Raw genomic sequence first — 22450 nt, 5'->3', positions numbered from 1 at the left:
CCGATCTCCAGGGCGAATCAGCTGGGCAAGTTGTCTTCCGGAATATTCAGCTCGATGCCCATGCGCTGACCTTCGCGCAGAATGTGCCGGCGCATTTCGGCGCTGGCCTGGGCGCTGTTCTTGCCGCGGATCGCGCGGACCACGGCTTCGTTTTCTTCCAGGCGCTCGGCCAGATGTTGCGGAGAGTTGCGTAACACCTCGGCGCTTTGCCTGAGGGCGTTGCTGGTCTGCTGCACTACGCTCTGGAAGATCGGATTGGAGGTCAGCGTGAACAGCTCTTCGTGGAAGGCGATGTAGGCGCTGACCCCGGCTTCGCTGTCACCGGCCTCGAGGGCTTCGCGCATGTCCATCAGGGTCAGGCGCAACTGGCCGACTTCCTTGCTGCTGATCGATTGTGCGACCAGGCCGACAATGAACGGCTCCAGGGTGTAGCGCAGTTGCAGAACGTCTTCGAGACTGGCGCCCGCCACCGCGCTGTCATGGCTCTGGTTGTCGCTCGATTGCGCGTCGAGCACCACCACGCCTTTGCCCGGCATCGAGCGGACGAGGCCGAGGGTTTCCAGCACGATCACCGCCTCGCGCAGGCTAGGGCGACTGATGCCCAGTTGCTCGGCCAGTTCGCGCTGACCCGGCAGCATGTCGCCGGAGCGCCACTGCCCTCGGGCCAGCGCGGCGCGGAGTTTTTCCACCACTGAGTTGACGACGGTTGAAGTTGTAATCATGTATTGGCTCCCTGCGCCGTGCCTGCGGTCTGGCAGGCACGGCACTCATTCAAAATTCTTTGGCCGCGGCTTGGGCGACGGATTTTCGTGGTTGAAAGTTATAGCCCTGCTCGCCGTTGAGCACCTTGTTCGCGCGCTGCACGTCGATGTCCTTTTCCCAGCGGGCAATGGCCACGGTGGCGACGCAGTTGCCGATCAGATTGGTCAGCGCCCGGCCGATGCCCATGAACCAGTCCACCGCCAGTACCAGCACCAGACCGACCACGGGAATCGCCGGGATCGCCGTCAGCGTTGCCGCAAGAATCACCAGCGCCGAACCGGGAATGCCGTGGGCACCTTTGGAGGTGATCAGCGACACCAGCAGAATCGTCAGCAAGTCGGTCATGGCCAGCGGCGTGCCGGTGGCGTTGGCGATGAACACAATGGCCAGGGTCAGGTAGATGGAAAAGCCGTCAAGGTTGAACGAATACCCGGTCGGAATCACCAGGCCGACGGTGGAGCTGCCGATGCCGAGGTGTTCGAGCTTGCGCATGATCTGTGGCAGCACGGCGTCGGAAGAGGCGGTGCCCATGACGATCAGCAGTTCTTCACGCAAATACTTGAGCAGCGGCCACATGCGCAGGCCTGAAGCGCGCATGACCAAACCAAGAATCACGCTGACAAAAGCGATGCAGGTCAGATAGAACAAACCGACCAGACTGCCCAGATGCTGCAGTGAATCGAGGCCGTATTTGCTGGTGGTGAAGGCGATGGCGCCGAACACGCCGATCGGCGCCAAACGTACGATCATGCCCATGATGCGGAAGATCACATGGCTCAGTTCGTTGATCAACCGCGAGATCCCGGAGGCCGCTTCGCCGACCAGATTCAGCGCACTGCCAAACAGCACCGAGAACAACAGCACTTGCAGAATGTTGTTGTCAGCGAACGCACCGATCACCGAGGTCGGAATCAGATCCATCAGAAACTGTGTGGTGGTGTGCATGTGCTGGCCGCGCTCGGCGAGGTCGCCCATGTCGGCGGTGGAGAGTTGCTCCAGATGAATATTCGCCCCGCTGCCGATGCCTGTGGTGAAGGCGAACACCAGGCCGATCACCAGGGCTATGGTGGTCAGCACTTCGAAATAGATAACTGATTTGAGGCCGATACGCCCGACCTTCTTCAAGTCGCCTGCACCGCTGATGCCGCTGACCACCACGCAGAACACGATCAGACCGATCAGCATCTTGATCAGTTTGATGAAGGCATCGCCGAGGGGTTTGAGCTGGGTGGAGTATTCGGGGAGGGTCAGCCCGCAGACAATGCCGAGCATCAGTCCGAGAACCACTTGAAGGAAGATTGAACGCGAGCACCATTTGAGCATGGGAGGAAATCCTGGGTCGGTGTCCTGGCGGCCGCACGCTTGGCGTATCGGATTCAGGACTTAATTATTGTGGTCTTACCGGTATGTCCAGTGCAGGCGCAGTCTAGGCTTGAATTTTTCCTGATTACAAGGGGGAAGCGTGAAATTGGCATGACCGGTCTGACCAGCGGCCACAGCCGGGTGTAGGAGCTGCCGAAGGCTGCGATCTTTTGATCTTTTCAACAGACGAAAAAAAACCGGCCAATCACTTGGCCGGTTTTCTTGCTGCGGGTCTAGCGTCGCACTTAAGCGCCGTATACCGGCAGTTTCTTGCAGATGGCTTTGACTTTCTCACGCACGGCGTCGATCACCGCTTCGTTGTTCAGGTCAGCCAGGATGTCGCAGATCCAGCCGGCCAGCTCTTTGCACTCGGCCTCTTTGAAGCCGCGAGTGGTCACGGCCGGAGTACCGAAGCGCAGGCCGGAGGTGACGAACGGCGAGCGTGGATCGTTAGGCACGGAGTTCTTGTTCACGGTGATGAATGCTTTGCCCAGTGCGGCGTCGGCGTCTTTGCCGGAGATGTCCTGCTTGATCAGCGACAGCAGGAACAGGTGGTTTTCAGTACCGCCTGAGACCACGTCGAAACCGCGCGCGATGAACACTTCGGCCATGGCCTTGGCGTTCTTCACCACTTGTTGCTGGTAGGCCTTGAACTCAGGCTGCAGCGCTTCCTTGAAGCAGATCGCCTTGGCGGCGATCACGTGCTCCAGCGGGCCACCCTGGGCGCCCGGGAATACTGCGGAGTTGAGCTTTTTCTCAATGTCGGCGTTGGCACGGGCCAGGATCAGACCGCCACGTGGACCGCGCAGGGTCTTGTGGGTAGTGGTGGTCACCACATCGGCGAACGGCACCGGGTTCGGGTAGACACCGGCGGCAACCAGACCAGCGACGTGGGCCATGTCGACGAACAGGTAGGCGCCAACCTTGTCAGCGATTTCACGGAAGCGCGGGAAGTCGAGGATCTGCGAGTAGGCAGAGAAACCGGCGACGATCATTTTCGGCTTGTGCTCGACCGCCAGGCGCTCGACTTCGTCGTAGTCGATCAGGCCGTTGGCATCGATGCCGTACTGGATGGCGTTGTACAGCTTGCCCGAGGAGGAAACGCTGGCGCCGTGGGTCAGGTGACCGCCGTGAGCCAGGCTCATGCCCAGAATGGTGTCGCCAGCCGACAGCAGAGCCAGGTAAACCGCAGCGTTGGCTTGGGAACCTGCGTGCGGCTGAACGTTGGCGTAATCGGCGCCGAACAGTTCCTTGGCACGGTCGATGGCCAGTTGTTCAACCACGTCAACGTATTCGCAACCGCCGTAGTAACGCTTGCCCGGATAGCCTTCGGCGTACTTGTTGGTCAGGACCGAGCCTTGAGCTTCCATCACCGCTGGGCTGGTGTAGTTTTCCGAAGCGATCAGCTCAATGTGTTCTTCCTGACGCTGAGCTTCTTGCTCCATGGCGGCAAAAAGGTCGGCGTCGTACTTGGCAATAGTCAAATCACGGCTGAACATGGCGGTCCTCAAGGATCGGGGGCAGAAAAGGGGGGCATTCTAACTCAACCGCTTTTGGATGACATATGAAACGACATCATGTCGCAGACAAGTGGCGTTCATGCGCAGACAGGTGGCGTTTGTGCCGGCCTCCAAAGATCGCAGCCTTCGGCAGCTCCTACAGTAATCGGAGCTTAACCTGAATCTTGTGACTTGCATCAATCCCTGTAGGAGCTGCCGAAGGCTGCGATCTTTTCGGGCGCGCCGCAGTTCTTCAGTCGAACATGAAGAGCGCGTCATTACTGAACTGCGCTTCAAACCGCCCCGCCGGCATCGGCCGCCCGAACAGATAACCCTGCACCTCGTCGCAGCCATGCTCACGCAGGAAGTCCAGTTGCTCATGGGTTTCCACACCCTCGGCGATCACCGCCAGATTGAGGCTGTGGGCCATGGCGATGATCGCCCGGGCAATCTGCGCGTCCTGCTCGCCGGACGGCAGGCCGTCAACGAAGGTACGGTCGATCTTCAGCACGTCGATCGGAAATTGCTTGAGGTAGTTCAGCGATGAATAACCGGTGCCGAAGTCATCGACCGCAATGCTCAGACCGAGGTTTTTCAGCCCGGCAAGAATCTGCATCGCTTCGCTGACTTCGCGCATCAGGATGCTTTCGGTCAGTTCCAGTTCCAGGCAGGCCGGCGGCAGCCCGGTTTCGCGCAGGATCGTGGCGATCCGCGTGCCCAGTTGCCCGTCGGAGAACTGCCGTGCCGAGATGTTCACCGAAACCTTCGGCACCCGCACCCGTTGCTGGTGCCAGGTTTTCAGCTGCCGACAGGCCTCGCCGATCACCCAGTCGCCAACGTCCACCACCAGACCGAGCTCTTCCAATACCGGAATGAAATCCCCCGGCGGCACCAGCCCGCGACGCGGATGGCGCCAGCGCAGCAGGGCTTCGGCGCCGGTCAAACGTTTGCCATCGCCGCTGAACTGAGGTTGGTAATACAGGACGAATTCGTTCTGTTCCAGGGCATGGCGCAGGTCGCTTTCCAGCTCCAGGCGTTCCAGCGCACTGGCGTTCATGTCGGCCTGATAGAACTGGAAGTTGTTCTTGCCGCGTTCCTTGGCGTGGTACATCGCGGTGTCGGCGTTCTTCATCAACTGGCTGAGTTCGTTGCCGTCCTGCGGGCTCAGGGCGATGCCGATACTGGCGGTAACGAAGAACTCGCGGCCCTCAAGCACAAACGGCCGCACCAGGCTGGCGAGGATCTGCTCGGCCACATGAATCGCCCGGTTCAGCGCCAGTTCACGGCTGGAGCGATGCTGCAAGAGCAAGGTGAATTCGTCGCCGCCCATGCGCGCCACGGTGTCGTCGTCGTCGACGCAGGCCAGCAAACGCGTGGCCATGTCCTTGAGCATGCGGTCGCCGGCGGCGTGGCCCAGGGAGTCGTTGATCGGTTTGAAACGGTCGAGGTCGAGGAACATCAGCACCACCCACGACTTCTGCCGTTCCGCCGCTTGCAGCGCGGTGTGCAGACGATCCTGAAACAGCGTGCGGTTCGGCAGGTGGGTGAGGGCGTCGTAGTAGGCGAGGCGGTGGATGCGCTGTTCGCTGGCCTTGCGCTCGCTGATGTCGCTGAAGAAACATACGTAACTGGCCAGATCGCCCTCGTCGTCGAGCACGGCGGTAATGCCGACCCACGCCGGATAGTGCTCGCCGTTACGGCGCTTCATCCACACTTCGCCTTCCCAGGTGCTGTGCTCGTGCAATTGCTTGAGCACGTAACGCAGGTGCGCGTCCTGCTGCTCGTCGACGGTGAGCATGTTCGGCAACTGGTCGAGAACCTCGCCGACGGTGTAACCGCTGACCCGGCTGAAGGCTTCGTTGGCCTGAACGATGTAACCGGCCGGGTCGGTGATCAGGATTGCCGAGGTCGAGTGTTCGAATACCGTGGCGGCCATGCGCAGGTCTTTCTCGGCACGACGCTGCTGACTGATGTCGCGACCGACACCGAGCACGCCTTCAAACGCACCGTGTTCGTCCCACACCAGCACCAGACGCAGTTCAATCGGAATCTTGCGGCCGTCGGCGCGCAGGCAGTCGAAGAGGAACAGCTGCGTTTGCACCTGACTGCGCAACAGTGCCAATTGGTCGGGTTTATCCAGCGCTTTACTGACCCGGTCCATCAACGCGTAGATACCGTTCAGTTGCCCGGGGTTGGCGATCGTCGATTGCCAGCCGTTCTGGAAGATCCACTCGGCGTTGTAACCGAGCACGGCCTGCACCGAGGGGCTGACGTAGTTCAAGGAGAGCTTGCTGTCGGTGGAGAAAATCACGTCGCTGATGCTTTCGGCGAGCATGCGGTAACGCTGCTCACTGTCACGCAGCGATTCGCTGGCCTCGATCTGTTCGGTGATGTCCTTGGCCACGCCGATGATCCGCGTAACCTGATCGTGCTTGTCCCGCGCCAGGGCCTGTTCGCGAATGTCGAAGCGCCGCCACTTGCCGTCGCGATGGCGGAAGCGCAACTGGCATTGCAGCAACTGGCTGTAACCGGCGTGGCGCTGCAACTGCCGTGAGCGATGGTAATAGTCGGCATCTTCCGGGTGCAGGAGGATTTCCCAGAAGTACTCGCCCATCTGGTGCAGTTCGGTGCGGTTGTAACCGAGAGTCTGGCCGAGGTGGTGGTTGCTGAAAATCATCCGCTGGCTGATCACGTCCTGCACATACAGATGATCGGGTACGGTGCGCACCACATCGGACCAGAAGCCTTCACGTTCCAGCAGCGACAGCTCGATCAGTTTGCGGCTGGTGATGTCGTTGATGCTGAGGATCACCGCTTTATAGTCGTGCTGCTCGCTTGGCAGGCGCAGCACCATCCACAGGTGCTGGTCACGACCGCTGCTGTTGGGCAGTCTGATTTCCAGTTCCAGCTGCTTCTGCTGCTGCAGGACTGCCTCGAGGATTGCCTGGCCGATCGCGCACTGCGGGTGGCGCTGGCCGTCTATCAGCAGCTGCCAGGCATCCTCGCAGGAATGTACATCGAGCAGTTGCAGCGCCACCTGATTGACCTCGGTGACGCGCATTTCCTGCAGCAACTGCTGGCGCTGCTGCGGCTGGTCGAGCCAGGCCTTGAGCTGGTCGCTGGTCTGGACCTGCGCCTTGTCGAACATCTGCTTTAGCCCGGACAGGTCAAGCACGCACAAGGCCACGCCGGTGCCTTCGAAAATATCCTGGTAACGGCGCCGGCCTTCATGTACCTGGCGCTGGCGACGGCGCATGTTCAGCAGGGCGATCACCGGCAGCATCGAGAACGCCAGGCCGAGCAGGCATTTGCCGATGAACGCCGGCAGCAATTCTTCCAGTACGCGCTGGCGGTCGAACAGCCCGCGCAGTTGCCAGTCGCTGCTGCTCAGCGGCACGGTCAGCACCGTGTTGGCCACATCATCGGGAGTCAGCACGCCAGCCTTGGCCGAGGGCAGCCCAGCGTCGCGGCTGATGATCTGATGGTTGAGGCGGTTTTCCACCAGCCACAATGGACGCAGGCTGGTTGCGTCCTGTTTGGTGAGCGTATCGAAGAACGTCGGCGTCAGGCGCAAGGCCCAGTAACCACGACTGCTGCCGCTGGCCTGGTGCAGCAACAGATGCACGACCGAACCGTCATCGGCGTTGCTGAAGTAATGCGCCTGGGCGCGGCTGCGACGTACCAGTTCGGTCAGGTAATCGGCGTCGGAGCTGTCGGGGGCGCTGTCACTGATAATGCGGCCGGAGGGCGAGAGCAAGGCCATGCTGCGCAGGTCGGGCAGCGAGCGCTGCAATTTGCGCAGCAGCATCTGCTGTTCGTCGGCGGTTTGCGGTTGTTCGACGATCGGTAGCAGGTTGAGGGCGATCTGCGCGTTCAGCGCCATGTTCAGGCTGACCTGGGAGGCGAGGTCGGCGGTGTAATCGATGGTGTACTGGCGTTGATTTTTCTGGGTTTCGCGCAATTGGTCGAGCAGTTGCCAGAACAGCAAGGCCAGCAATAACAGCACGAGGGTGGCCAGCGCTCCCTTCAATGTCCCGCGCAGGGGCGAGCCGGGCGCCGTTGGGGTGCTGCTCACAGAGGCTGGCGGAGTGACATTGGTCAAGCTGTGATCCTGCGATTTGGCTGGACTGGCGCGACATGCACTATAAGCCGGACGCCCGAAGGGCGGCTAGCATGCCTTGACTCGTGGCGAAGTGCCAGCCCCTCGCGGCTGGACTGCCCTTCGTCATTAAGGTAGCTTTGCCGGTTAGACGGGGGCGTTCCAGCCCCTACAATCAGACTTTTTCCAGCGCGCACGCATTGATCGTGATCAAGTGAACGACGCGCACAGTCTGGCCAGGCATCGCCTGCGCTCCAATCATTCATCTGTCACTGACCCAAGGTTCTCCATGGCTCAATACGTCTTCACTATGCATCGGCTGGGCAAAGTTGTTCCGCCGAAGCGGGAAATCCTCAAGAACATTTCGCTGTCCTTCTTCCCCGGCGCCAAGATCGGCGTGCTCGGCCTCAACGGTTCGGGTAAATCCACGCTGCTGAAAATCATGGCCGGCGTCGACACCGAGTTCGAAGGCGAAGCCCGTCCGATGCCGGACCTGAACATCGGTTACCTGCCGCAAGAGCCGCAGCTCGACCCCGCCAAGACCGTGCGTGAAGTGGTCGAGGAAGCGGTCAGCGTGATCAAGGATGCGCAAGCGCGCCTGGACGAGGTCTACGCCGCCTACGCCGATCCGGACGCCGACTTTGACAAGCTCGCCGCTGAACAGGCCAAGCTCGAAGCGATCCTGCAGGCCAGCGACGGCCACAACCTTGAGCGTCAACTGGAAGTCGCCGCCGATGCGCTGCGCCTGCCGGCCTGGGACGCGAAAGTAGAACATCTGTCCGGTGGTGAAAAACGTCGTGTCGCCCTGTGCCGTCTGCTGCTGTCCGCCCCGGACATGCTGCTGCTCGACGAACCGACCAACCACCTGGACGCCGATTCGGTGGCGTGGCTGGAGCATTTCCTTCACGACTTCCCGGGCACTGTGGTTGCGATCACGCACGACCGTTACTTCCTCGACAACGTCGCCGGCTGGATTCTGGAACTCGACCGCGGCGCGGGCATTCCTTACGAGGGCAACTACTCGGGCTGGCTGGAAGCCAAATCCGATCGTCTGGCCCAGGAATCCAAGCAGCAGTCGGCCCATGAAAAAGCCATGAAGGAAGAACTGGAGTGGGTGCGCAAAGGCGCCAAGGCCCGCCAGTCGAAATCCAAGGCCCGTCTGCAACGCTTCGAAGAGATGCAGTCGCAGGAATTCCAGAAGCGTTCGGAAACCAACGAGATCTACATCCCGGCCGGTCCGCGCCTGGGCGACAAGGTCATCGAGTTCAAGAACGTCACCAAGGGCTACGGCGATCGCGTGCTGATCGACAATCTGTCGTTCTCCATGCCCAAGGGCGCCATCGTCGGCGTGATCGGCGGTAACGGTGCCGGTAAGTCGACGCTGTTCCGCATGCTCATGGGCAAGGAAACACCGGATTCGGGCACTATCGAAATCGGTGAAACCGTGCAACTGGCCTGCGTCGATCAGAGCCGCGAAGACCTCGACGGCAGCAAGACCGTGTTCCAGCAGATCTCCGACGGTTCCGACCAGATCCGCATCGGCAACTACGAGATCCCGTCGCGCACCTACGTTGGTCGCTTCAACTTCAAGGGCGGCGATCAGCAGAAGTTCGTCAAGGATCTGTCCGGTGGTGAACGCGGTCGTCTGCACCTGGCGCTGACCCTGAAGGAGGGCGGCAACGTCCTTCTGCTCGACGAACCGTCCAACGACCTCGACGTGGAAACCTTGCGTTCGCTGGAAGAAGCGCTGCTGGACTTCCCTGGCGCGGCGATTGTGATCTCCCACGATCGGTGGTTCCTTGACCGTGTCGCCACGCACATCCTGGCGTACGAAGACGACTCGCAAGCGGTGTTCTTCGAAGGCAACTACACCGAGTACGAAGCCGATCGCAAGAAACGCCTCGGCGAAGCAGCGGCACAGCCACACCGGGTACGTCACAAGAAACTGGCCTGATTCGGGTTGGTTGCATGAAAAAGCGGAGCCTTCGGGCTCCGTTTTTTTTTGCCCTGGTTTTTCCAGGTGAGCCGAGGCGCGGCGATTCGCGAGCAGGCTCGCTCCCACATTTGAGACATGTTTCCCTGTGGGAGCGAGCCTGCTCGCGAAGACGATGTAACTGTTGGTGCAACTCTCGGATCTGTACTCCCTACTCAGGTGCAAAAACGGACCAAAAACGCCTGGAATTTATGTCCTGTGCACCATTTAATTTCATATCTGCGACATTTTGAACTGTTCCTGTGCGCAACTCGTTTGTTACAGTCCGGCCCAATCTCCTCCAACGACAATAAATCTGCCGAGACTTTGCCCATGATCGAATCCGTCGAATCCTTCCTTGCGCGCCTGAAAAAACGCGACCCGGACCAGCCCGAATTTCACCAGGCCGTCGAAGAAGTCCTGCGCAGTCTGTGGCCATTTCTCGAAGCCCATCCGCATTACCTGACCTCGGGAATTCTCGAGCGTATCTGCGAGCCGGAGCGGGCAGTGGTGTTTCGCGTGTCGTGGGTCGATGATCAGGGCAAGATCCAGGTCAATCGCGGTTTCCGCATCCAGATGAACAGCGCCATCGGCCCGTACAAGGGCGGCTTGCGCTTTCATCCTTCGGTCAACCTCGGGGTGCTGAAGTTCCTCGCCTTCGAGCAGACCTTCAAAAATTCGCTGACCTCCCTGCCCATGGGCGGCGGCAAGGGCGGTTCGGACTTCGATCCGAAGGGCAAGAGCGACGCTGAAGTCATGCGTTTCTGCCAGTCGTTCATGAGCGAGTTGTACCGCCACATTGGCGCCGACGTAGATGTGCCGGCGGGTGATATCGGTGTCGGTGCGCGGGAAATCGGTTTCCTGTTCGGCCAGTACAAACGCCTGAGCAACCAGTTCACCAGCGTCCTGACCGGCAAAGGCATGACCTACGGCGGCAGCCTGATTCGCCCGGAAGCCACCGGTTTTGGCTGCGTGTACTTCGCTGAGGAAATGCTCAAGCGTCGCGGGCAGACCGTGGAAGGCAAGCGTGTGGCAATTTCCGGTTCCGGCAACGTCGCGCAGTATGCGGCGCGCAAAGTGATGGACTTGGGCGGCAAGGTGATTTCCCTGTCCGATTCCGAAGGCACGCTGTATTGCGAGGCAGGATTGACTGAAGAACAGTGGCTGGCGCTGCTGGAACTCAAAAACGTCAAACGCGGGCGCATCAGCGAGCTGGCGAGCGCCCATGGCCTGGAATTCCGCGCCGCCCAGCACCCGTGGTCGCTGACCTGCGACATCGCGCTGCCTTGCGCCACGCAGAACGAACTCGACGCCGCGGCCGCGCGCACGCTGCTGGGCAATGGCTGCGTGTGTGTGGCTGAAGGCGCGAACATGCCGACCACGCTGGAGGCTGTGGATATCTTTATCGAGGCCGGCATTCTCTTTGCGCCGGGCAAAGCCTCGAATGCCGGCGGCGTGGCCGTGAGCGGTCTGGAGATGTCGCAGAACGCCATGCGCCTGCTGTGGACGGCGGGCGAAGTGGACAGCAAGTTGCACGCGATCATGCAGTCGATCCACCACGCTTGCGTGCATTACGGCGAAGAGAACGGTCAGGTCAATTACGTCAAAGGCGCGAACATCGCAGGCTTCGTCAAAGTCGCCGATGCGATGCTGGCGCAAGGCGTGGTTTAAGCCGGTTCTATGCGAACCACTTCGATCAGTTGATCGCCGGCCGGACGCTGCCACAACACTTCGTCGTTGAGCCGGGCGCCGAGCAGGGCCCGGCCCAGCGGTGAAGCCCAGTTGATCAGGCCTTGACTGGCATCGGCCTGATCTTCGCCGACCAGTTGCACACGTTGTTCAGCGTCGTGCTCATCGGCAAATGTAACCCAGCTGCCGATCTGCACCTTGGCGGTTGAAGTCGCAGCGACAGCCACTTGGGCCGTGCTCAGGCGTTGGGTGAAATAACGCAGATCCCGTTGCAGATCCGCCTGCCGCTGTTTGTCGGCCTGTTCGCCCTTGGCCGTTTGCTCGGCATGCAGGCTTTGCAGTTCGGCGACTTTCGCCTGCAGCTGCGCCAGACCTTGCGGGGTGACGTAATTGGGCTGCGTGCTGACCTGACGTTCAACCGGCTGATCGGCCTGCGCTGCAGCGTTGTCTTCGTTGACGAATGCGCGACTCATGATGTCCTCCTCCTAAAGGATTTGGGCCATGGTTGCCGGCATTTGGTTTCAATGGATGTCTGCAAGCGACTATGGCGAGCGATAAGCCCGCCCGGCGTCCTGGTCTTTCTGTTGCTGCCAGGCCCGCTCGCGTTCGTCCCAATGCTGACTGCGATATTGTTCGCGATCCCTGTTTTCCAACATCGCCTGACACTGGCGGAAGCCATCGACCCAGCCTTCGGCGTATTGTTTGTCCTTGAGATAGCGCGGCACGTTCTTGCGAAACTCGCCGCTGATCGACCCCGCCGCTTGCCGGCCGCTGACGCAACCGTCATCGAAACCGTCGGCGAAGGCCGGTGGATAACCCTTGGCGATCAAGTCTTCATGGGTGGTCTGGCAACCGCCCAGCGCCAATACAACGCCCAACAACCCCACGCACCGCCACATCGCACTCTCCCGCGCCGGATTTCGGCTGATAGGGGAAGTCTAGAAGGGGATTGGTCGATATGGTGTGAAAGAAAGATCAAAAGATCGCGGCCTTCGGCAGCTCCTACAGGGGGAATGCATTGCAAATGTAGGAGCTGCCGAAGGCTGCGATCTTTTCAGTAGTGATACCACTTCACTTCTAGCATGACTTCCGTTTCCGGGCTGGCGAGCTGGCTGAATTCGCGCTGCGCGCTCAAGCGCAAACCGAGGTTGCGTGACAGCTCCCACTGCTGATTCAGGCTCAGACTGCGGCGGACTTCACCGTTGAAGAAGTAATCGCCCTTGGCTTCCAGGCTCAGGTTGCCCAGCGGATTTTTCCACAGCACACCGGTGTTGAATCCACCCGCAGGGGAGACGAATTCGGCGAAGTCATTGTTGTGCTCCACCCGCACGGTGCCGAGGGCGAAGCCGAGCACGTCTTCGCCCAGTTGCCACGTCCCGCCACCGCCACCGTTGACATGGCTGACCAGCGTTTCGTCGTCATGCTTGCCCGGCACGCGCTCAAGGCCACCGGTGACTTGCCACGACAACGGTTGCAGCAGCTCGTTGCGCGGGGTCAACGAACGAATCGTTGCCAGGTCCAGTTGTTGCAATTGCCAGTCATTGCCTTCGTACTGGCGCAGCTTCAGTTGCAGGATCTCGATCTGCGCGCCGAGGGGAAAGCTTTCGGCGTTGTCGTTGAGGTCGTGGTAGGCCATGCGCAGGCCGTATTCGCCGAACGCGCGATCGCCGCGAGTTCCGAGACCGGCCTGCCAGGTGCGTGATTCGTGGCCGTCTTCGGGCAGGCCCGGTTGCGGAATTTCCAGCTCCGGCGCGGGATTCTTGTTGATCGCCCGCAGCAGTTCGAAGCTGCGCTGCGCGCGTTTCGGGTCGCGCTCCTGACCGTTGGCACGGTAGCGTTCGAGGCGATAGGCGGCATCGACGATCAATGCCTGACGCGCACGCGGCAGCGCCTTGAACGTTGGCTCCTGCAACACCTGCTGATCGGCACTGACTTTCAGCACCCATTGCTGTTCGTCATCGCTCAACGGCTCGGCGCGGCTGAGCAGTTCACGTTCGCGGGACGGGCGGTATTCGATGTGTTCGACCAGCCCGGCCTCTTTCACCGCTTTGACGGTGTCGGTAGGGATCGCGGTCAGCGGAAATTGTTCGGTCAGGCGCAGGCCTGGCCGCGCCACCTGCAGTAATTCCAGCAGGCGATACGAGCAGTTTTCGTCAAAAAAGAAATAGTCGAACTGGATCTGCTTGAGCTCCCACACATGCTCGACCATGCGCGCGGTTTCTTCCTGGGTCAGGTTGAGCCGGTATTCCCACAGGTCGCGGTTTTCCAGGCTGCGGTATTCCGAAAGTTTTTCCTGATACGGTACCAGCGCGAACAGCCCCGGGTAGCCGCCCATCAGTCCTTTCCAGGCATACAGGATGCTGTTGTCCGAGCCTTCGATGTAGGCGCCGAAGTTGATCGCGTAGCTGAGCAGCGAGGTCTTGTCGGCCTGCACGTCCGCCTGATCGATGCGCAGCAAGGTGTGGCCGAACATCGACGAAGGACTGTTGAGATACGCCGCCGGGAAAATCATCACCGCACTGTGCGGCGAGACGTCCTTGAACCATTTTTTGTATTCAGCGCATTCCGGGGTGGGCAGGTCGGTGAGGTTCAGTTGTGCTTTGAGCCAGCGCGTGCGCGCCGGATAAACACATTGCGCATGTTGCTCACCCAGGCTGGCCGGGGCGTACAGCGCCTGGACGGTGGCGGCCAGTTCGCGGTCCGGATGTTCGTTGCCGTCGGGCGCGAGAAAGAATTTCTTGTCGCTGACATAGCTGCGCCAGCCGCCGAGCTTGGCGGTTTCGTAATGGCCCAGGGAAATCCAGAAGCGGTCGTTGGCCAGTTGCTGCAAACGTTGAGGATCGATGTGAGGCGCGGCGGATAGCGGGGCGCAGACACAGAGCGCCAGCCAGGCAAGGCGTTTGAGCATAGTCGGCAACTTAAGTCGAAAAGAAAAAATTCAATACCATCGAACTGTAGAAGCTGACGAGTGCAACGAGGCTGCGATCTTTGCTTTCGAAGATCAAAAGATCGCAGCCTCGATGCACTCGTCAGCTCCTGCAGCGCGTCATTCGGCAAAAAATAAAAAACCCGCTTCCCTGAAGAAGCGGGCGGGGTCGAGCTTAAGCCTGAGTTGCGTACTTGGCCAGACGTGGGTCCGATTTCAGTACTGCCAGGGTGTTGGTATGCACGTCTTCAGCGGTCACGTCAGCCTTGCTGAAGATCTGCTGGAAGTGCTCGTGGGTCACTTGCGCGAAGTGCGCGCGATCTTCCGGTGCGACGCCCAGTACCACGGCATAAGTCGTCAGCGCTTCGCCGTTGCCTTTGGCCATGTCTTCGGACAGCTCGTTCATCATGCCATTCATGGCGAACCAGGATTTGCCGCCGTAGGTCAGCGACGCGTTGGTCGAGCAACCGTTGGTGCCGGAGGTCATACCGAAGGTGGCATTACCGGAAGTGCCGTTGGTGGTGGAAGCAAGGAAGTGCGCCGGGGTGCCACGCTGACCTTCGAACAGCATGTTGCCCCAACCGCAATCCGGGCCGCCCGGGGCTTGCGCCATTGCGTTGATGGATACAGCGGTGAAGAGAGTACCGAGAAGAATCCGTTTCATAGCTTTGTTCTCTTTATGTGCATACCAATGGACAGGGTTCTGGCCCTTCGCGTCTGCCCGAGGACAGATGCGAAAGTGTCAGTGGGCCGGTATTAGTTCCAGCCGCGCAGTTTGGAGTTTAGGCACGTTCCAGCGGTTCCGTGACTTTTTGCAAAATATTTGGAATAAACCTCTGATTTATCGGGACGCATCGGCCAGCCGAGCGCTTGTCTATGCTTTGTCATGTGGCGCGCCTTGCCAGTAGGGCACGGGCAGCGCCAGAATGCCGCTACCTGCCCCGCCTGATTGTTAAGGAAGCCCGATGCCTGATCCTGTTGCTGCCAGCCTGCGTCTTGCGCCTGAAGCGCTGACTCGTCCGTTTTCCGCTGAACAGTTCAGCTTCACTACCACCAATGATCTGGAGCCCTTTCGCGGTGTGCTCGGCCAGGAACGCGCGGTCGAAGCCTTGCAGTTCGGTGTGGCCATGCCACGCCCCGGTTACAACGTATTCGTCATGGGCGAGCCGGGCACCGGTCGCTTCTCGTTCGTCAAACGCTACCTGAAGGCCGAAGGCAAGCGCCTGCAGACCCCGGCGGACTGGGTCTACGTCAACAACTTCGATGAGCCGCGCGAACCGCGCGCACTGGAGCTGCCATCGGGCACGGCGGCCTCGTTCATCGGTGACATCAACGGCTTGATCGACAACCTGCTGGCGACGTTTCCGGCGGTGTTCGAGCACCCGTCCTACCAGCAGAAAAAAAGCGCCATCGACCGCGCCTTCAACCAGCGCTACGACAAAGCCCTGGACATCATCGAGCGCCTGGCCCTGGAAAAAGACGTCGCCCTGTACCGCGACAGCAGCAACATCGCCTTCACGCCGATGCTCGACGGCAAGGCCCTGGACGAAGCCGAATTCGCCCAGTTGCCGGAAGCCGAGCGCGAGCGTTTTCACAATGACATCTCCGGCCTCGAAGAGCGCTTGAACGAAGAACTCGCCAGCCTGCCGCAGTGGAAGCGCGAATCGAACAACCAGCTGCGCCAGCTCAACGAAGAAACCATCACCCTTGCCCTGCAACCGTTGCTGGCGCCGCTGTCGGAGAAATACGCGGAAAACGCCGCCGTCTGCGGTTATCTGCAAGCGATGCAGGTCAATCTGCTGAAAACCGTGGTCGAGCAACTGGTCGACGACAGCAAGACCGACGCCGTCGCGCGCAAACTGCTGGAAGAACAATACGCGCCAAGCCTGGTGGTCGGGCATCCGGCCAGCGGCGGCGCGCCGGTGGTGTTCGAGCCGCATCCGACTTACGAAAACCTGTTTGGTCGCATCGAATACACCACCGATCAGGGCGCGCTCTACACCACCTATCGGCAGTTGCGTCCGGGTGCGCTGCATCGCGCCAATGGCGGTTTTCTGATTCTTGAAGCGGAGAAAATGCTCGGCGAGCCGTTCGTGTGGGATGCGCTCAAACGCGCCCTGCAATCGCGCAAGCTGAAAATGGAGTCGCCACTGGGCGAGATGGGCCGCTTCGCCACCGTGACCCTCAACCCGCAGCACATTCCCTTGCAGGTCAAAGTCATCATCATTGGCGCGCGGCAGTTGTATTACACGCTGCAGGATCTCGATCCGGACTTCCAGGAAATGTTCCGCGTCCTGGTGGACTTCGATGAAGACATTCCGATGGTCGACGAGAGCCTGGAGCAGTTCGCCCAACTCTTGAAAACCCGGACTTCGGAAGAAGGCATGGCGCCGCTGACCGCCGACGCGGTCGCGCGACTGGCCACTTACAGCGCACGGCTGGCCGAACATCAGGGGCGCTTGTCGGCGCGCATTGGTGATTTGTTCCAACTGGTCAGCGAGGCGGATTTCATCCGGCATCTGGCCGGCGATGAAATGACCGATGCCGGTCACATCGAACGTGCCCTGAAAGCCAAGGCCACCCGCACCGGGCGCGTCTCGGCGCGGATTCTCGATGACATGCTCGCCGGGATCATCCTCATCGACACGGACGGCGCGGCAGTCGGCAAATGCAACGGGCTGACGGTGCTGGAAGTCGGCGACTCGGCGTTCGGTGTGCCGGCGCGGATTTCCGCCACGGTGTACCCGGGCGGCAGCGGCATCGTCGACATCGAGCGTGAAGTCAACCTCGGTCAGCCGATCCACTCCAAGGGTGTGATGATCCTCACCGGGTATCTGGGCAGTCGTTACGCGCAGGAATTCCCGCTGGCGATTTCTGCGAGCATCGCCCTCGAGCAATCCTACGGTTATGTCGATGGCGACAGTGCATCGCTGGGTGAGGCGTGCACGCTGATCTCGGCGTTGTCGAAAACCCCGCTCAAGCAATGCTTTGCCATCACCGGTTCGATCAACCAGTTCGGCGAAGTGCAGGCGGTCGGCGGGGTCAACGAGAAGATCGAAGGCTTCTTCCGCCTCTGCGAAGCCCGCGGCCTGACCGGGGAGCAGGGCGCAATCATTCCCCAGGCCAACGTCGCCACGCTGATGCTTGATGAGAAAGTGCTGGCGGCCGTGCGCGCCGGGCAGTTCCATGTCTACGCAGTGCGTCAGGCCGACGAGGCGCTGAGCCTGCTGGTAGGCGAGCCGGCGGGCGAGCCGAATGCCGATGGCGAATTCCCCGAAGGCAGCATCAATGCGCGAGTGGTAGAGCGCCTGCGCGATATTGCCGAGATGATCAGCGAAGAAGACTTGAAAGAGGCCGAGAAGGAGCTGGCGCAGGAGGCCCTCGCCGAAGCCAAACCGGCCTGATCAGTTCACGCCAGACCCTGTGGGAGCGAGCCTGCTCGCGAAAGCGGTGCATCAGTCGATGAAATGAGTTGGCTGATCCATCGTCTTCGCGAGCAGGCTCGCTCCCACAGTTGTTTTTCAAATTAGCTTCTGCATGGATCCTCGGGGAACGTGTCACGAGTCTGACGCCAATATTCACACAATGACCATTCGGCGCCTTCTGGTTCCATTTGGCTTGCGCGGGACACTTTTCTTCTATTCTCAGGTCAAGGATATCGACAGTATCACTGGATCGAGCCAGTCCCCCCGTGGGACTGAATACCGGCTTTACCGAGGGTCGCCGCCATGTCGCGCAACCTCTGTCTCACCCGTCAATGCCTGGGTCTGGTGACCCGGATCGAATGCGCGGTCAAACCGCTGGCCGGCGACACCGGCATGTGGACATTGCTCTTTGCTGCCGGCATGGCCGGCGAACAACCTTCCGCGATCAAAGCCCAGGGCCCGTTTCACGGACCGGTAGCGGCCGAGTCGATTCTCGATACGATTGTGGAAAGTCTGACTTTGCATGGCTACGAGCTGGCCGACGATCCGCAGATCTGGAGCCTGCACCTGCAAGCTCAGTTACGGCAGATCAACGGCGGCCGTGGGCGCAGCCTCAACGGTTAAGGCGCCGTCTCGTCCATCGGCGCCCTGTCGAGCTTGACCTCGAAGCCGTACTGCACGGTGGTAAGGTCGGTGCGCTGATAGGCTTCCACGCGGGTCGGGTGACCATAAAAATAATGCACGCCAAGCAGCGCCGGGCCTTCTGCGCTCGCATCGTGGCTGACCGATAGAATCGGCTTGAGATAGTGGCCGCTGTCGTCCTTGACGAAGAAACGCCACTCGTTGGGCGGGAACGTTTTCAGGTCGACCACCAGCGTGTTGTCTCTGATCGCCAGGCCTTTGGGCAATGACTGCGCGTCGTAGGATTGCTTGGCCACCGTCGCCAGAAACAACGGCATCGAGCCCACGGCAATCGCCGGTGTTTCCGGAAACAGGTTCAGATCATAAGTAATCGTCGCTTGCAGCGGATCGACCTGGTACGCCTCGGGCGGCAGTTCGATTGGCTCGTCGAGTTTGCCGCCGCGCTTTTCAGTGAAAAAGGTCACCGGGCTGACGCCGGGATTGAGCTCATCGCCAAGCAATTCGTCATTGAAAGTGCGGCGGTGGGAAAACTCGATGCGCGCCGCGCTCGGCTCTTCCACCGATTGATGGATGCGCACGCCGGCCTTCAGTTGTGCTTCGGTCAGATCCGCACCTTTGAGCCAGCTCGCGGCCAGATCGTCATAAACCACAACCGGCAGATCCAGCGGCTGAACGGCTGTTGCCGTGGTGTGCGGATTGAACGTGCGTACCGGCAGATCCAGCTGTTTGCGTGTGACCGTGGCCGAGGAGAAGTCGAGCACGCTGACTTCCAGTGTGTCGATCGGGCCGTGGAAATACACCTTGTTGTAGCGACGCGGATGGTCTTTTTCAAAAGCTTGCTGGTCATCGCTGAGCTGTTTTTCCAGCGTATCGCTCCAGCTCTGCTGCTTTTGCAGCTGCGCCAGTTGTTTTTGATAAAACGCGACCTGCTCGGGGCTTTCGTTGATCGAGCCGGCGCGCACCAGGTATTGGCCGCTGGCGTCGCGGGCCTGGACGATCAGCGGATTGATGCGGGTCTCGGCGACTTCTGCAGCCAATGGCAGGCTGTTGCTGACTTCGACCTCGGCGTAGTTCTTTTCCAGCTTGAGCAGTTTGACGCTGAGATTGTCATTGCTGCGCGTCTGGCCGACGTCTTTGCGGGTGAGGTCGAAGCTGTACAGGCGACGTGGTGCGATGACTTCGATCTGGCCTTGCAGGCTGACCGGTTGCGGCAGACTTTTCTTGTCCACGTTGAGGCCGTCGATGAACGGGTAGGTCACCGTCAGGTCATCTGGGTTGGTCACGTTGGAACTGGAAGGGCTGAGCTGAATGCCCGGATCGGTTTCCGACCACTCCGGCTGCCAGGCGATCACGCGTTTGTTGCTCAGCGTCACCGAACGCCATTCGATGCCATGTGGGAACAGGAAGCCGCCGGGAATGTTCAGGTTGAAGGGAAACACCGGTTGCAGGTCGGTGAGGTAATCGGAGCTGGCATCCTTGTGCAGCACGAACAGGCCGTTGATGAAGGTATCGACCAGCGCCTGCGGGTCAGGGTAGTGCTTGAGCACGGCGAGGGCGTCGGCGCCGTATTCGGTATGCGGTGCGATGTCGTCGAGCTTGAGTCGGGCCCGTTCGAGCAACAGCAGCGAACCGCCGAGCTCGGTGACGGCGTCCTTGAGTTTCGGGTCGCTGATCGCGTCCAGTGACAGTTCGAAGGTGGCAGTCTTTTCGTCGAGGTTGGCGACGTGCTTTTCATCGCCGGGCGAGCAGCCACCCATGAGCAAGGCAAGGCAGATTCCGGCAGTCGTCAAGGCTGATCGCACATCCATTTCCACGTGTCCTTTCCACTGTCACTGGGCTGTCAATGCTTTGGACACTAGCAGAAAAACTTTGTCACACACACGCAGGTGGCGGATTTTCCGACGGTTTCTGGCTGTCACAGCGGGCTGTTATACTCGCCGCCATTTCCAGCCCCTTGTGTGAGATTCAATGGAACGCTTTATTGAAAATGCAATGTACGCCACCCGCTGGCTGCTGGCGCCGATCTACATCGGCCTGTCCCTGGGTCTGCTGGCACTGGCATTGAAGTTCTTCCAGGAAATCATCCATATCCTGCCCAACGTCTTCGCGATGGCCGAATCTGACCTGATTCTGGTGTTGCTGTCGCTGATCGACATGGCGCTGGTGGGCGGTCTGCTGGTGATGGTGATGATTTCCGGTTACGAGAACTTCGTCTCGCAATTGGACATCGACGAAGGCAAAGAGAAGCTCAGCTGGCTTGGCACGATGGACTCGTCATCGCTGAAAATGAAAGTCGCGGCGTCGATTGTGGCGATCTCCTCGATCCACTTGCTGCGCATTTTCATGGACGCCAAGAATGTCGATCCCGAGCACTTGATGTGGTACGTGATCATTCACATGACCTTCGTGGTCTCCGCGTTTGCCATGGGTTACCTGGACAAGGTCACCAAACACTGATCGACCGTTCAAGGCAAAAAAAACCGCCCGTCTGTTGCGAAACAGACGGGCGGTGCCGTTTGTGGCTTGTGCTTTGGCTCTTGCGGGCATATCCCTGTAGAGGTCCTGACTCGCCACAGCATGAGGTGCGTTCATGAACCTGCAAGAGTTGAATGCCTTTGCCATCGCCAAAAAAGTCGATGAGTTGAATCTGATCTCCATGGAGGGCGGAATCTATCTGCTCGAAGCACGGATGCATGGGGCGGCGTATCCGTTGAGTGACCTCAAGGGCAAGATGCTGACAGTGCGTTCGGTGGAGCATGCGCGGGACTTGCTGCATAACTTTCCGGTGCTGCCGTTCAACCTGGTGCACACCTCGGTTCATGATGAGATGTGCGGCCTGGGTAGCAGTGCCGGCGACAGCCTGAAAGTGCAGCTCGCCTGGCGCTCTGCGCTGTAGGTCGTGTGGGCCTGATCAATTCCGGGCATCTGTGCTAGTCTGCTCGCCCTTTTTACGTAGGGCATTTCGGAAGGTACCGTAACAATTATTACCTTTGCGAAAAGCCCCCAGAGCGGAGCAGTGTCATGTCCGAAGTCAATCTGTCCACCGACGAAACCCGCGTCAGCTACGGTATCGGCCGTCAACTCGGCGACCAGCTGCGCGACAACCCGCCACCGGGTGTCAGCCTGGACGCGATCCTGGCCGGTTTGACCGACGCTTTCGCCGGCAAGCCAAGCCGTGTGGGTCAGGAAGAAATGTCCGCCAGCTTCAAGGTGATCCGCGAAATCATGCAGGCCGAAGCGGCTGCCAAGGCTGAAGCCGCGGCTGGCGAAGGCCTGGCCTTCCTCGCCGAAAATGCCAAGCGTGACGGAATCACCACGCTGGCTTCCGGCCTGCAGTTCGAAGTGCTGACTCAGGGCGACGGCGCCAAGCCGACCCGTGAAGACCAGGTGCGTACGCACTACCACGGCACACTGATCGACGGCACTGTGTTCGACAGCTCCTACGAGCGCGGTCAGCCGGCAGAATTCCCGGTCGGCGGTGTAATTGCAGGCTGGACCGAAGCCCTGCAACTGATGAATGCCGGCAGCAAATGGCGTCTGTACGTGCCGAGCGAACTGGCTTACGGCGCACAAGGCGTCGGCAGCATCCCGCCGCACAGTGTTCTGGTATTCGACGTCGAGCTGCTGGACGTTCTGTAATTCCGAGCCTGCTTGATGGCAGGCCAATGTAGGAGTGAGCCTGCTCGCGAACGCGGTGTGTCAGTTGTTGATTGGCTATCTGACACACCGCTATCGCGAGCAGGCTCACTCCTACAGTTTTGACCGCGTTTCATATTTCGATCTTGTTGTGCAGTTCATTGGTCGGGCGCAACGCCCGGGCGTAGCAGAACAGGAACAGATTGCGCACCAGCTCCTTGAGCACCAGCGGCTCGCTGGAGTTGAGGCTGCTGACGTCCAGATCGCCTTGATCCTGCAGCTCATGCAAGGCTTCTTCTTCAAGCACCGCACAGACTTCGCCGGTTTCCCGATGGAGGATTCTGAGGTAAGGGTGTGGGCGATCCAGCCAGGCGTCGATCAAATAAGTCATGTCTTATCTCCTTGAAAGGTTTCAATGAGAATAATTCTTATTCATCA

The 22450-nt window shown here is 60.0% G+C and carries 17 protein-coding genes; 7 read left to right on the top strand and 10 right to left on the bottom strand.

Features of this window, described 5'->3' with window-relative positions:
• Positions 1–17: 17 nt before the first annotated feature.
• The 4 genes from VNV36_RS14150 to morA all read right to left on the bottom strand — a co-directional run bounded on the left by VNV36_RS14150 (position 18) and on the right by morA (position 7725).
• Positions 18–722 (bottom strand): FadR/GntR family transcriptional regulator, encoded by a 705-nt coding sequence (locus tag VNV36_RS14150; protein WP_325718315.1) that lies wholly within the window; start codon positions 720–722, stop codon positions 18–20.
• Between the two features lie 49 nt (positions 723–771).
• A complete protein-coding gene (locus VNV36_RS14145) occupies positions 772–2085 on the bottom strand; it encodes a C4-dicarboxylate transporter DctA (RefSeq protein ID WP_325718314.1) in 1314 nt (437 codons plus the stop codon).
• 284 nt (positions 2086–2369) lie between these two features.
• Entirely contained in the window at positions 2370–3623 is a 1254-nt protein-coding gene (gene glyA / locus VNV36_RS14140; protein ID WP_325718313.1) for a serine hydroxymethyltransferase, read from the bottom strand.
• A 253-nt stretch (positions 3624–3876) separates the two neighbouring features.
• Positions 3877–7725 carry a cyclic di-GMP receptor MorA gene (gene morA, locus VNV36_RS14135; protein WP_325718312.1) on the bottom strand — a complete coding sequence of 1283 codons (3849 nt, stop codon included), beginning with the start codon at positions 7723–7725 and terminating at the stop codon, positions 3877–3879.
• 286 nt (positions 7726–8011) lie between these two features.
• Between morA and ettA the strand changes: the two genes are divergently transcribed.
• The gene (gene ettA / locus VNV36_RS14130) at positions 8012–9676 is read left to right on the top strand and encodes an energy-dependent translational throttle protein EttA (protein WP_325718311.1); all 1665 of its coding nucleotides are present in this window, start codon (positions 8012–8014) and stop codon (positions 9674–9676) included.
• A 351-nt stretch (positions 9677–10027) separates the two neighbouring features.
• Positions 10028–11365 carry an NADP-specific glutamate dehydrogenase gene (gene gdhA / locus VNV36_RS14125; protein WP_325718310.1) on the top strand — a complete coding sequence of 446 codons (1338 nt, stop codon included), beginning with the start codon at positions 10028–10030 and terminating at the stop codon, positions 11363–11365.
• On the opposite strand, the gene VNV36_RS14120 is transcribed toward gdhA, so the two are convergent.
• The 4 genes from VNV36_RS14120 to VNV36_RS14105 all read right to left on the bottom strand — a co-directional run bounded on the left by VNV36_RS14120 (position 11362) and on the right by VNV36_RS14105 (position 14973).
• Positions 11362–11856, bottom strand: coding sequence for a GreA/GreB family elongation factor (locus tag VNV36_RS14120; RefSeq protein WP_325718309.1), 495 nt, complete (start codon positions 11854–11856; stop codon positions 11362–11364). The two genes, gdhA and VNV36_RS14120, sit on opposite strands and share 4 nt — an antisense overlap.
• Before the next feature lie 69 nt (positions 11857–11925).
• Positions 11926–12282 carry a hypothetical protein gene (locus tag VNV36_RS14115; RefSeq protein ID WP_325718308.1) on the bottom strand — a complete coding sequence of 119 codons (357 nt, stop codon included), beginning with the start codon at positions 12280–12282 and terminating at the stop codon, positions 11926–11928.
• 155 nt (positions 12283–12437) lie between these two features.
• Positions 12438–14291, bottom strand: a complete 1854-nt coding sequence (locus tag VNV36_RS14110; protein WP_325718307.1) for an Lnb N-terminal periplasmic domain-containing protein — start codon at positions 14289–14291, stop codon at positions 12438–12440.
• A gap of 193 nt (positions 14292–14484) precedes the next feature.
• A complete protein-coding gene (locus VNV36_RS14105) occupies positions 14485–14973 on the bottom strand; it encodes a DUF3015 domain-containing protein (RefSeq protein ID WP_016773112.1) in 489 nt (162 codons plus the stop codon).
• 301 nt (positions 14974–15274) lie between these two features.
• Here VNV36_RS14105 and VNV36_RS14100 point away from each other — a divergent pair, with 301 nt between their 5' ends.
• Positions 15275–17713, top strand: coding sequence for a Lon protease family protein (locus VNV36_RS14100; RefSeq protein WP_325718306.1), 2439 nt, complete (start codon positions 15275–15277; stop codon positions 17711–17713).
• A 324-nt stretch (positions 17714–18037) separates the two neighbouring features.
• Positions 18038–18358: a PA4575 family protein gene (locus VNV36_RS14095; protein ID WP_325718305.1), complete on the top strand. Its 321-nt coding sequence runs from the start codon at positions 18038–18040 to the stop codon at positions 18356–18358.
• Here the strand turns inward: VNV36_RS14095 and VNV36_RS14090 are convergent.
• A complete protein-coding gene (locus tag VNV36_RS14090) occupies positions 18355–20184 on the bottom strand; it encodes a hypothetical protein (protein ID WP_325718304.1) in 1830 nt (609 codons plus the stop codon). The two genes, VNV36_RS14095 and VNV36_RS14090, sit on opposite strands and share 4 nt — an antisense overlap.
• A 160-nt stretch (positions 20185–20344) precedes the next feature.
• Here VNV36_RS14090 and VNV36_RS14085 point away from each other — a divergent pair, with 160 nt between their 5' ends.
• The 3 genes from VNV36_RS14085 (at position 20345) to bamJ (ending at position 22015) form a co-directional block, all read left to right on the top strand.
• Positions 20345–20833 (top strand): TIGR00645 family protein, encoded by a 489-nt coding sequence (locus VNV36_RS14085; protein WP_016773116.1) that lies wholly within the window; start codon positions 20345–20347, stop codon positions 20831–20833.
• Positions 20834–20966: 133 nt separating this feature from the next.
• Positions 20967–21272, top strand: a complete 306-nt coding sequence (locus tag VNV36_RS14080; RefSeq protein WP_325718303.1) for a DUF6482 family protein — start codon at positions 20967–20969, stop codon at positions 21270–21272.
• A gap of 125 nt (positions 21273–21397) precedes the next feature.
• On the top strand, positions 21398–22015 hold the full coding sequence (gene bamJ / locus VNV36_RS14075) for a BamJ family beta-barrel-assembly machinery protein (protein WP_016773117.1): 618 nt from the start codon (positions 21398–21400) through the stop codon (positions 22013–22015).
• Between the two features lie 130 nt (positions 22016–22145).
• On the opposite strand, the gene VNV36_RS14070 is transcribed toward bamJ, so the two are convergent.
• Positions 22146–22403, bottom strand: a complete 258-nt coding sequence (locus VNV36_RS14070) for a PA4570 family protein (RefSeq protein ID WP_016773118.1) — start codon at positions 22401–22403, stop codon at positions 22146–22148.
• Between the last annotated feature and the right edge of the window lie 47 nt (positions 22404–22450).

This window comes from Pseudomonas sp. (assembly GCF_035554175.1).
Taxonomy (GTDB): domain Bacteria; phylum Pseudomonadota; class Gammaproteobacteria; order Pseudomonadales; family Pseudomonadaceae; genus Aquipseudomonas.
This window is presented reverse-complemented; position numbering and strand designations above follow the sequence as displayed.

Bases quoted from the DNA above. Each gene is read 5' to 3' on its own strand.
- VNV36_RS14150 (WP_325718315.1), bottom strand. From the start codon at position 722: ATGATTACAACTTCAACCGTCGTCAACTCAGTGGTGGAAAAACTCCGC.
- VNV36_RS14145 (WP_325718314.1), bottom strand. From the start codon at position 2,085: ATGCTCAAATGGTGCTCGCGTTCAATCTTCCTTCAAGTGGTTCTCGGA.
- glyA (WP_325718313.1), bottom strand. From the start codon at position 3,623: ATGTTCAGCCGTGATTTGACTATTGCCAAGTACGACGCCGACCTTTTT.
- ettA (WP_325718311.1), top strand. From the start codon at position 8,012: ATGGCTCAATACGTCTTCACTATGCATCGGCTGGGCAAAGTTGTTCCG.
- gdhA (WP_325718310.1), top strand. From the start codon at position 10,028: ATGATCGAATCCGTCGAATCCTTCCTTGCGCGCCTGAAAAAACGCGAC.
- VNV36_RS14120 (WP_325718309.1), bottom strand. From the start codon at position 11,856: ATGAGTCGCGCATTCGTCAACGAAGACAACGCTGCAGCGCAGGCCGAT.
- VNV36_RS14115 (WP_325718308.1), bottom strand. From the start codon at position 12,282: ATGTGGCGGTGCGTGGGGTTGTTGGGCGTTGTATTGGCGCTGGGCGGT.
- VNV36_RS14110 (WP_325718307.1), bottom strand. From the start codon at position 14,291: ATGCTCAAACGCCTTGCCTGGCTGGCGCTCTGTGTCTGCGCCCCGCTA.
- VNV36_RS14105 (WP_016773112.1), bottom strand. From the start codon at position 14,973: ATGAAACGGATTCTTCTCGGTACTCTCTTCACCGCTGTATCCATCAAC.
- VNV36_RS14100 (WP_325718306.1), top strand. From the start codon at position 15,275: ATGCCTGATCCTGTTGCTGCCAGCCTGCGTCTTGCGCCTGAAGCGCTG.
- VNV36_RS14095 (WP_325718305.1), top strand. From the start codon at position 18,038: ATGTCGCGCAACCTCTGTCTCACCCGTCAATGCCTGGGTCTGGTGACC.
- VNV36_RS14090 (WP_325718304.1), bottom strand. From the start codon at position 20,184: ATGGATGTGCGATCAGCCTTGACGACTGCCGGAATCTGCCTTGCCTTG.
- VNV36_RS14085 (WP_016773116.1), top strand. From the start codon at position 20,345: ATGGAACGCTTTATTGAAAATGCAATGTACGCCACCCGCTGGCTGCTG.
- VNV36_RS14080 (WP_325718303.1), top strand. From the start codon at position 20,967: ATGAACCTGCAAGAGTTGAATGCCTTTGCCATCGCCAAAAAAGTCGAT.
- bamJ (WP_016773117.1), top strand. From the start codon at position 21,398: ATGTCCGAAGTCAATCTGTCCACCGACGAAACCCGCGTCAGCTACGGT.
- VNV36_RS14070 (WP_016773118.1), bottom strand. From the start codon at position 22,403: ATGACTTATTTGATCGACGCCTGGCTGGATCGCCCACACCCTTACCTC.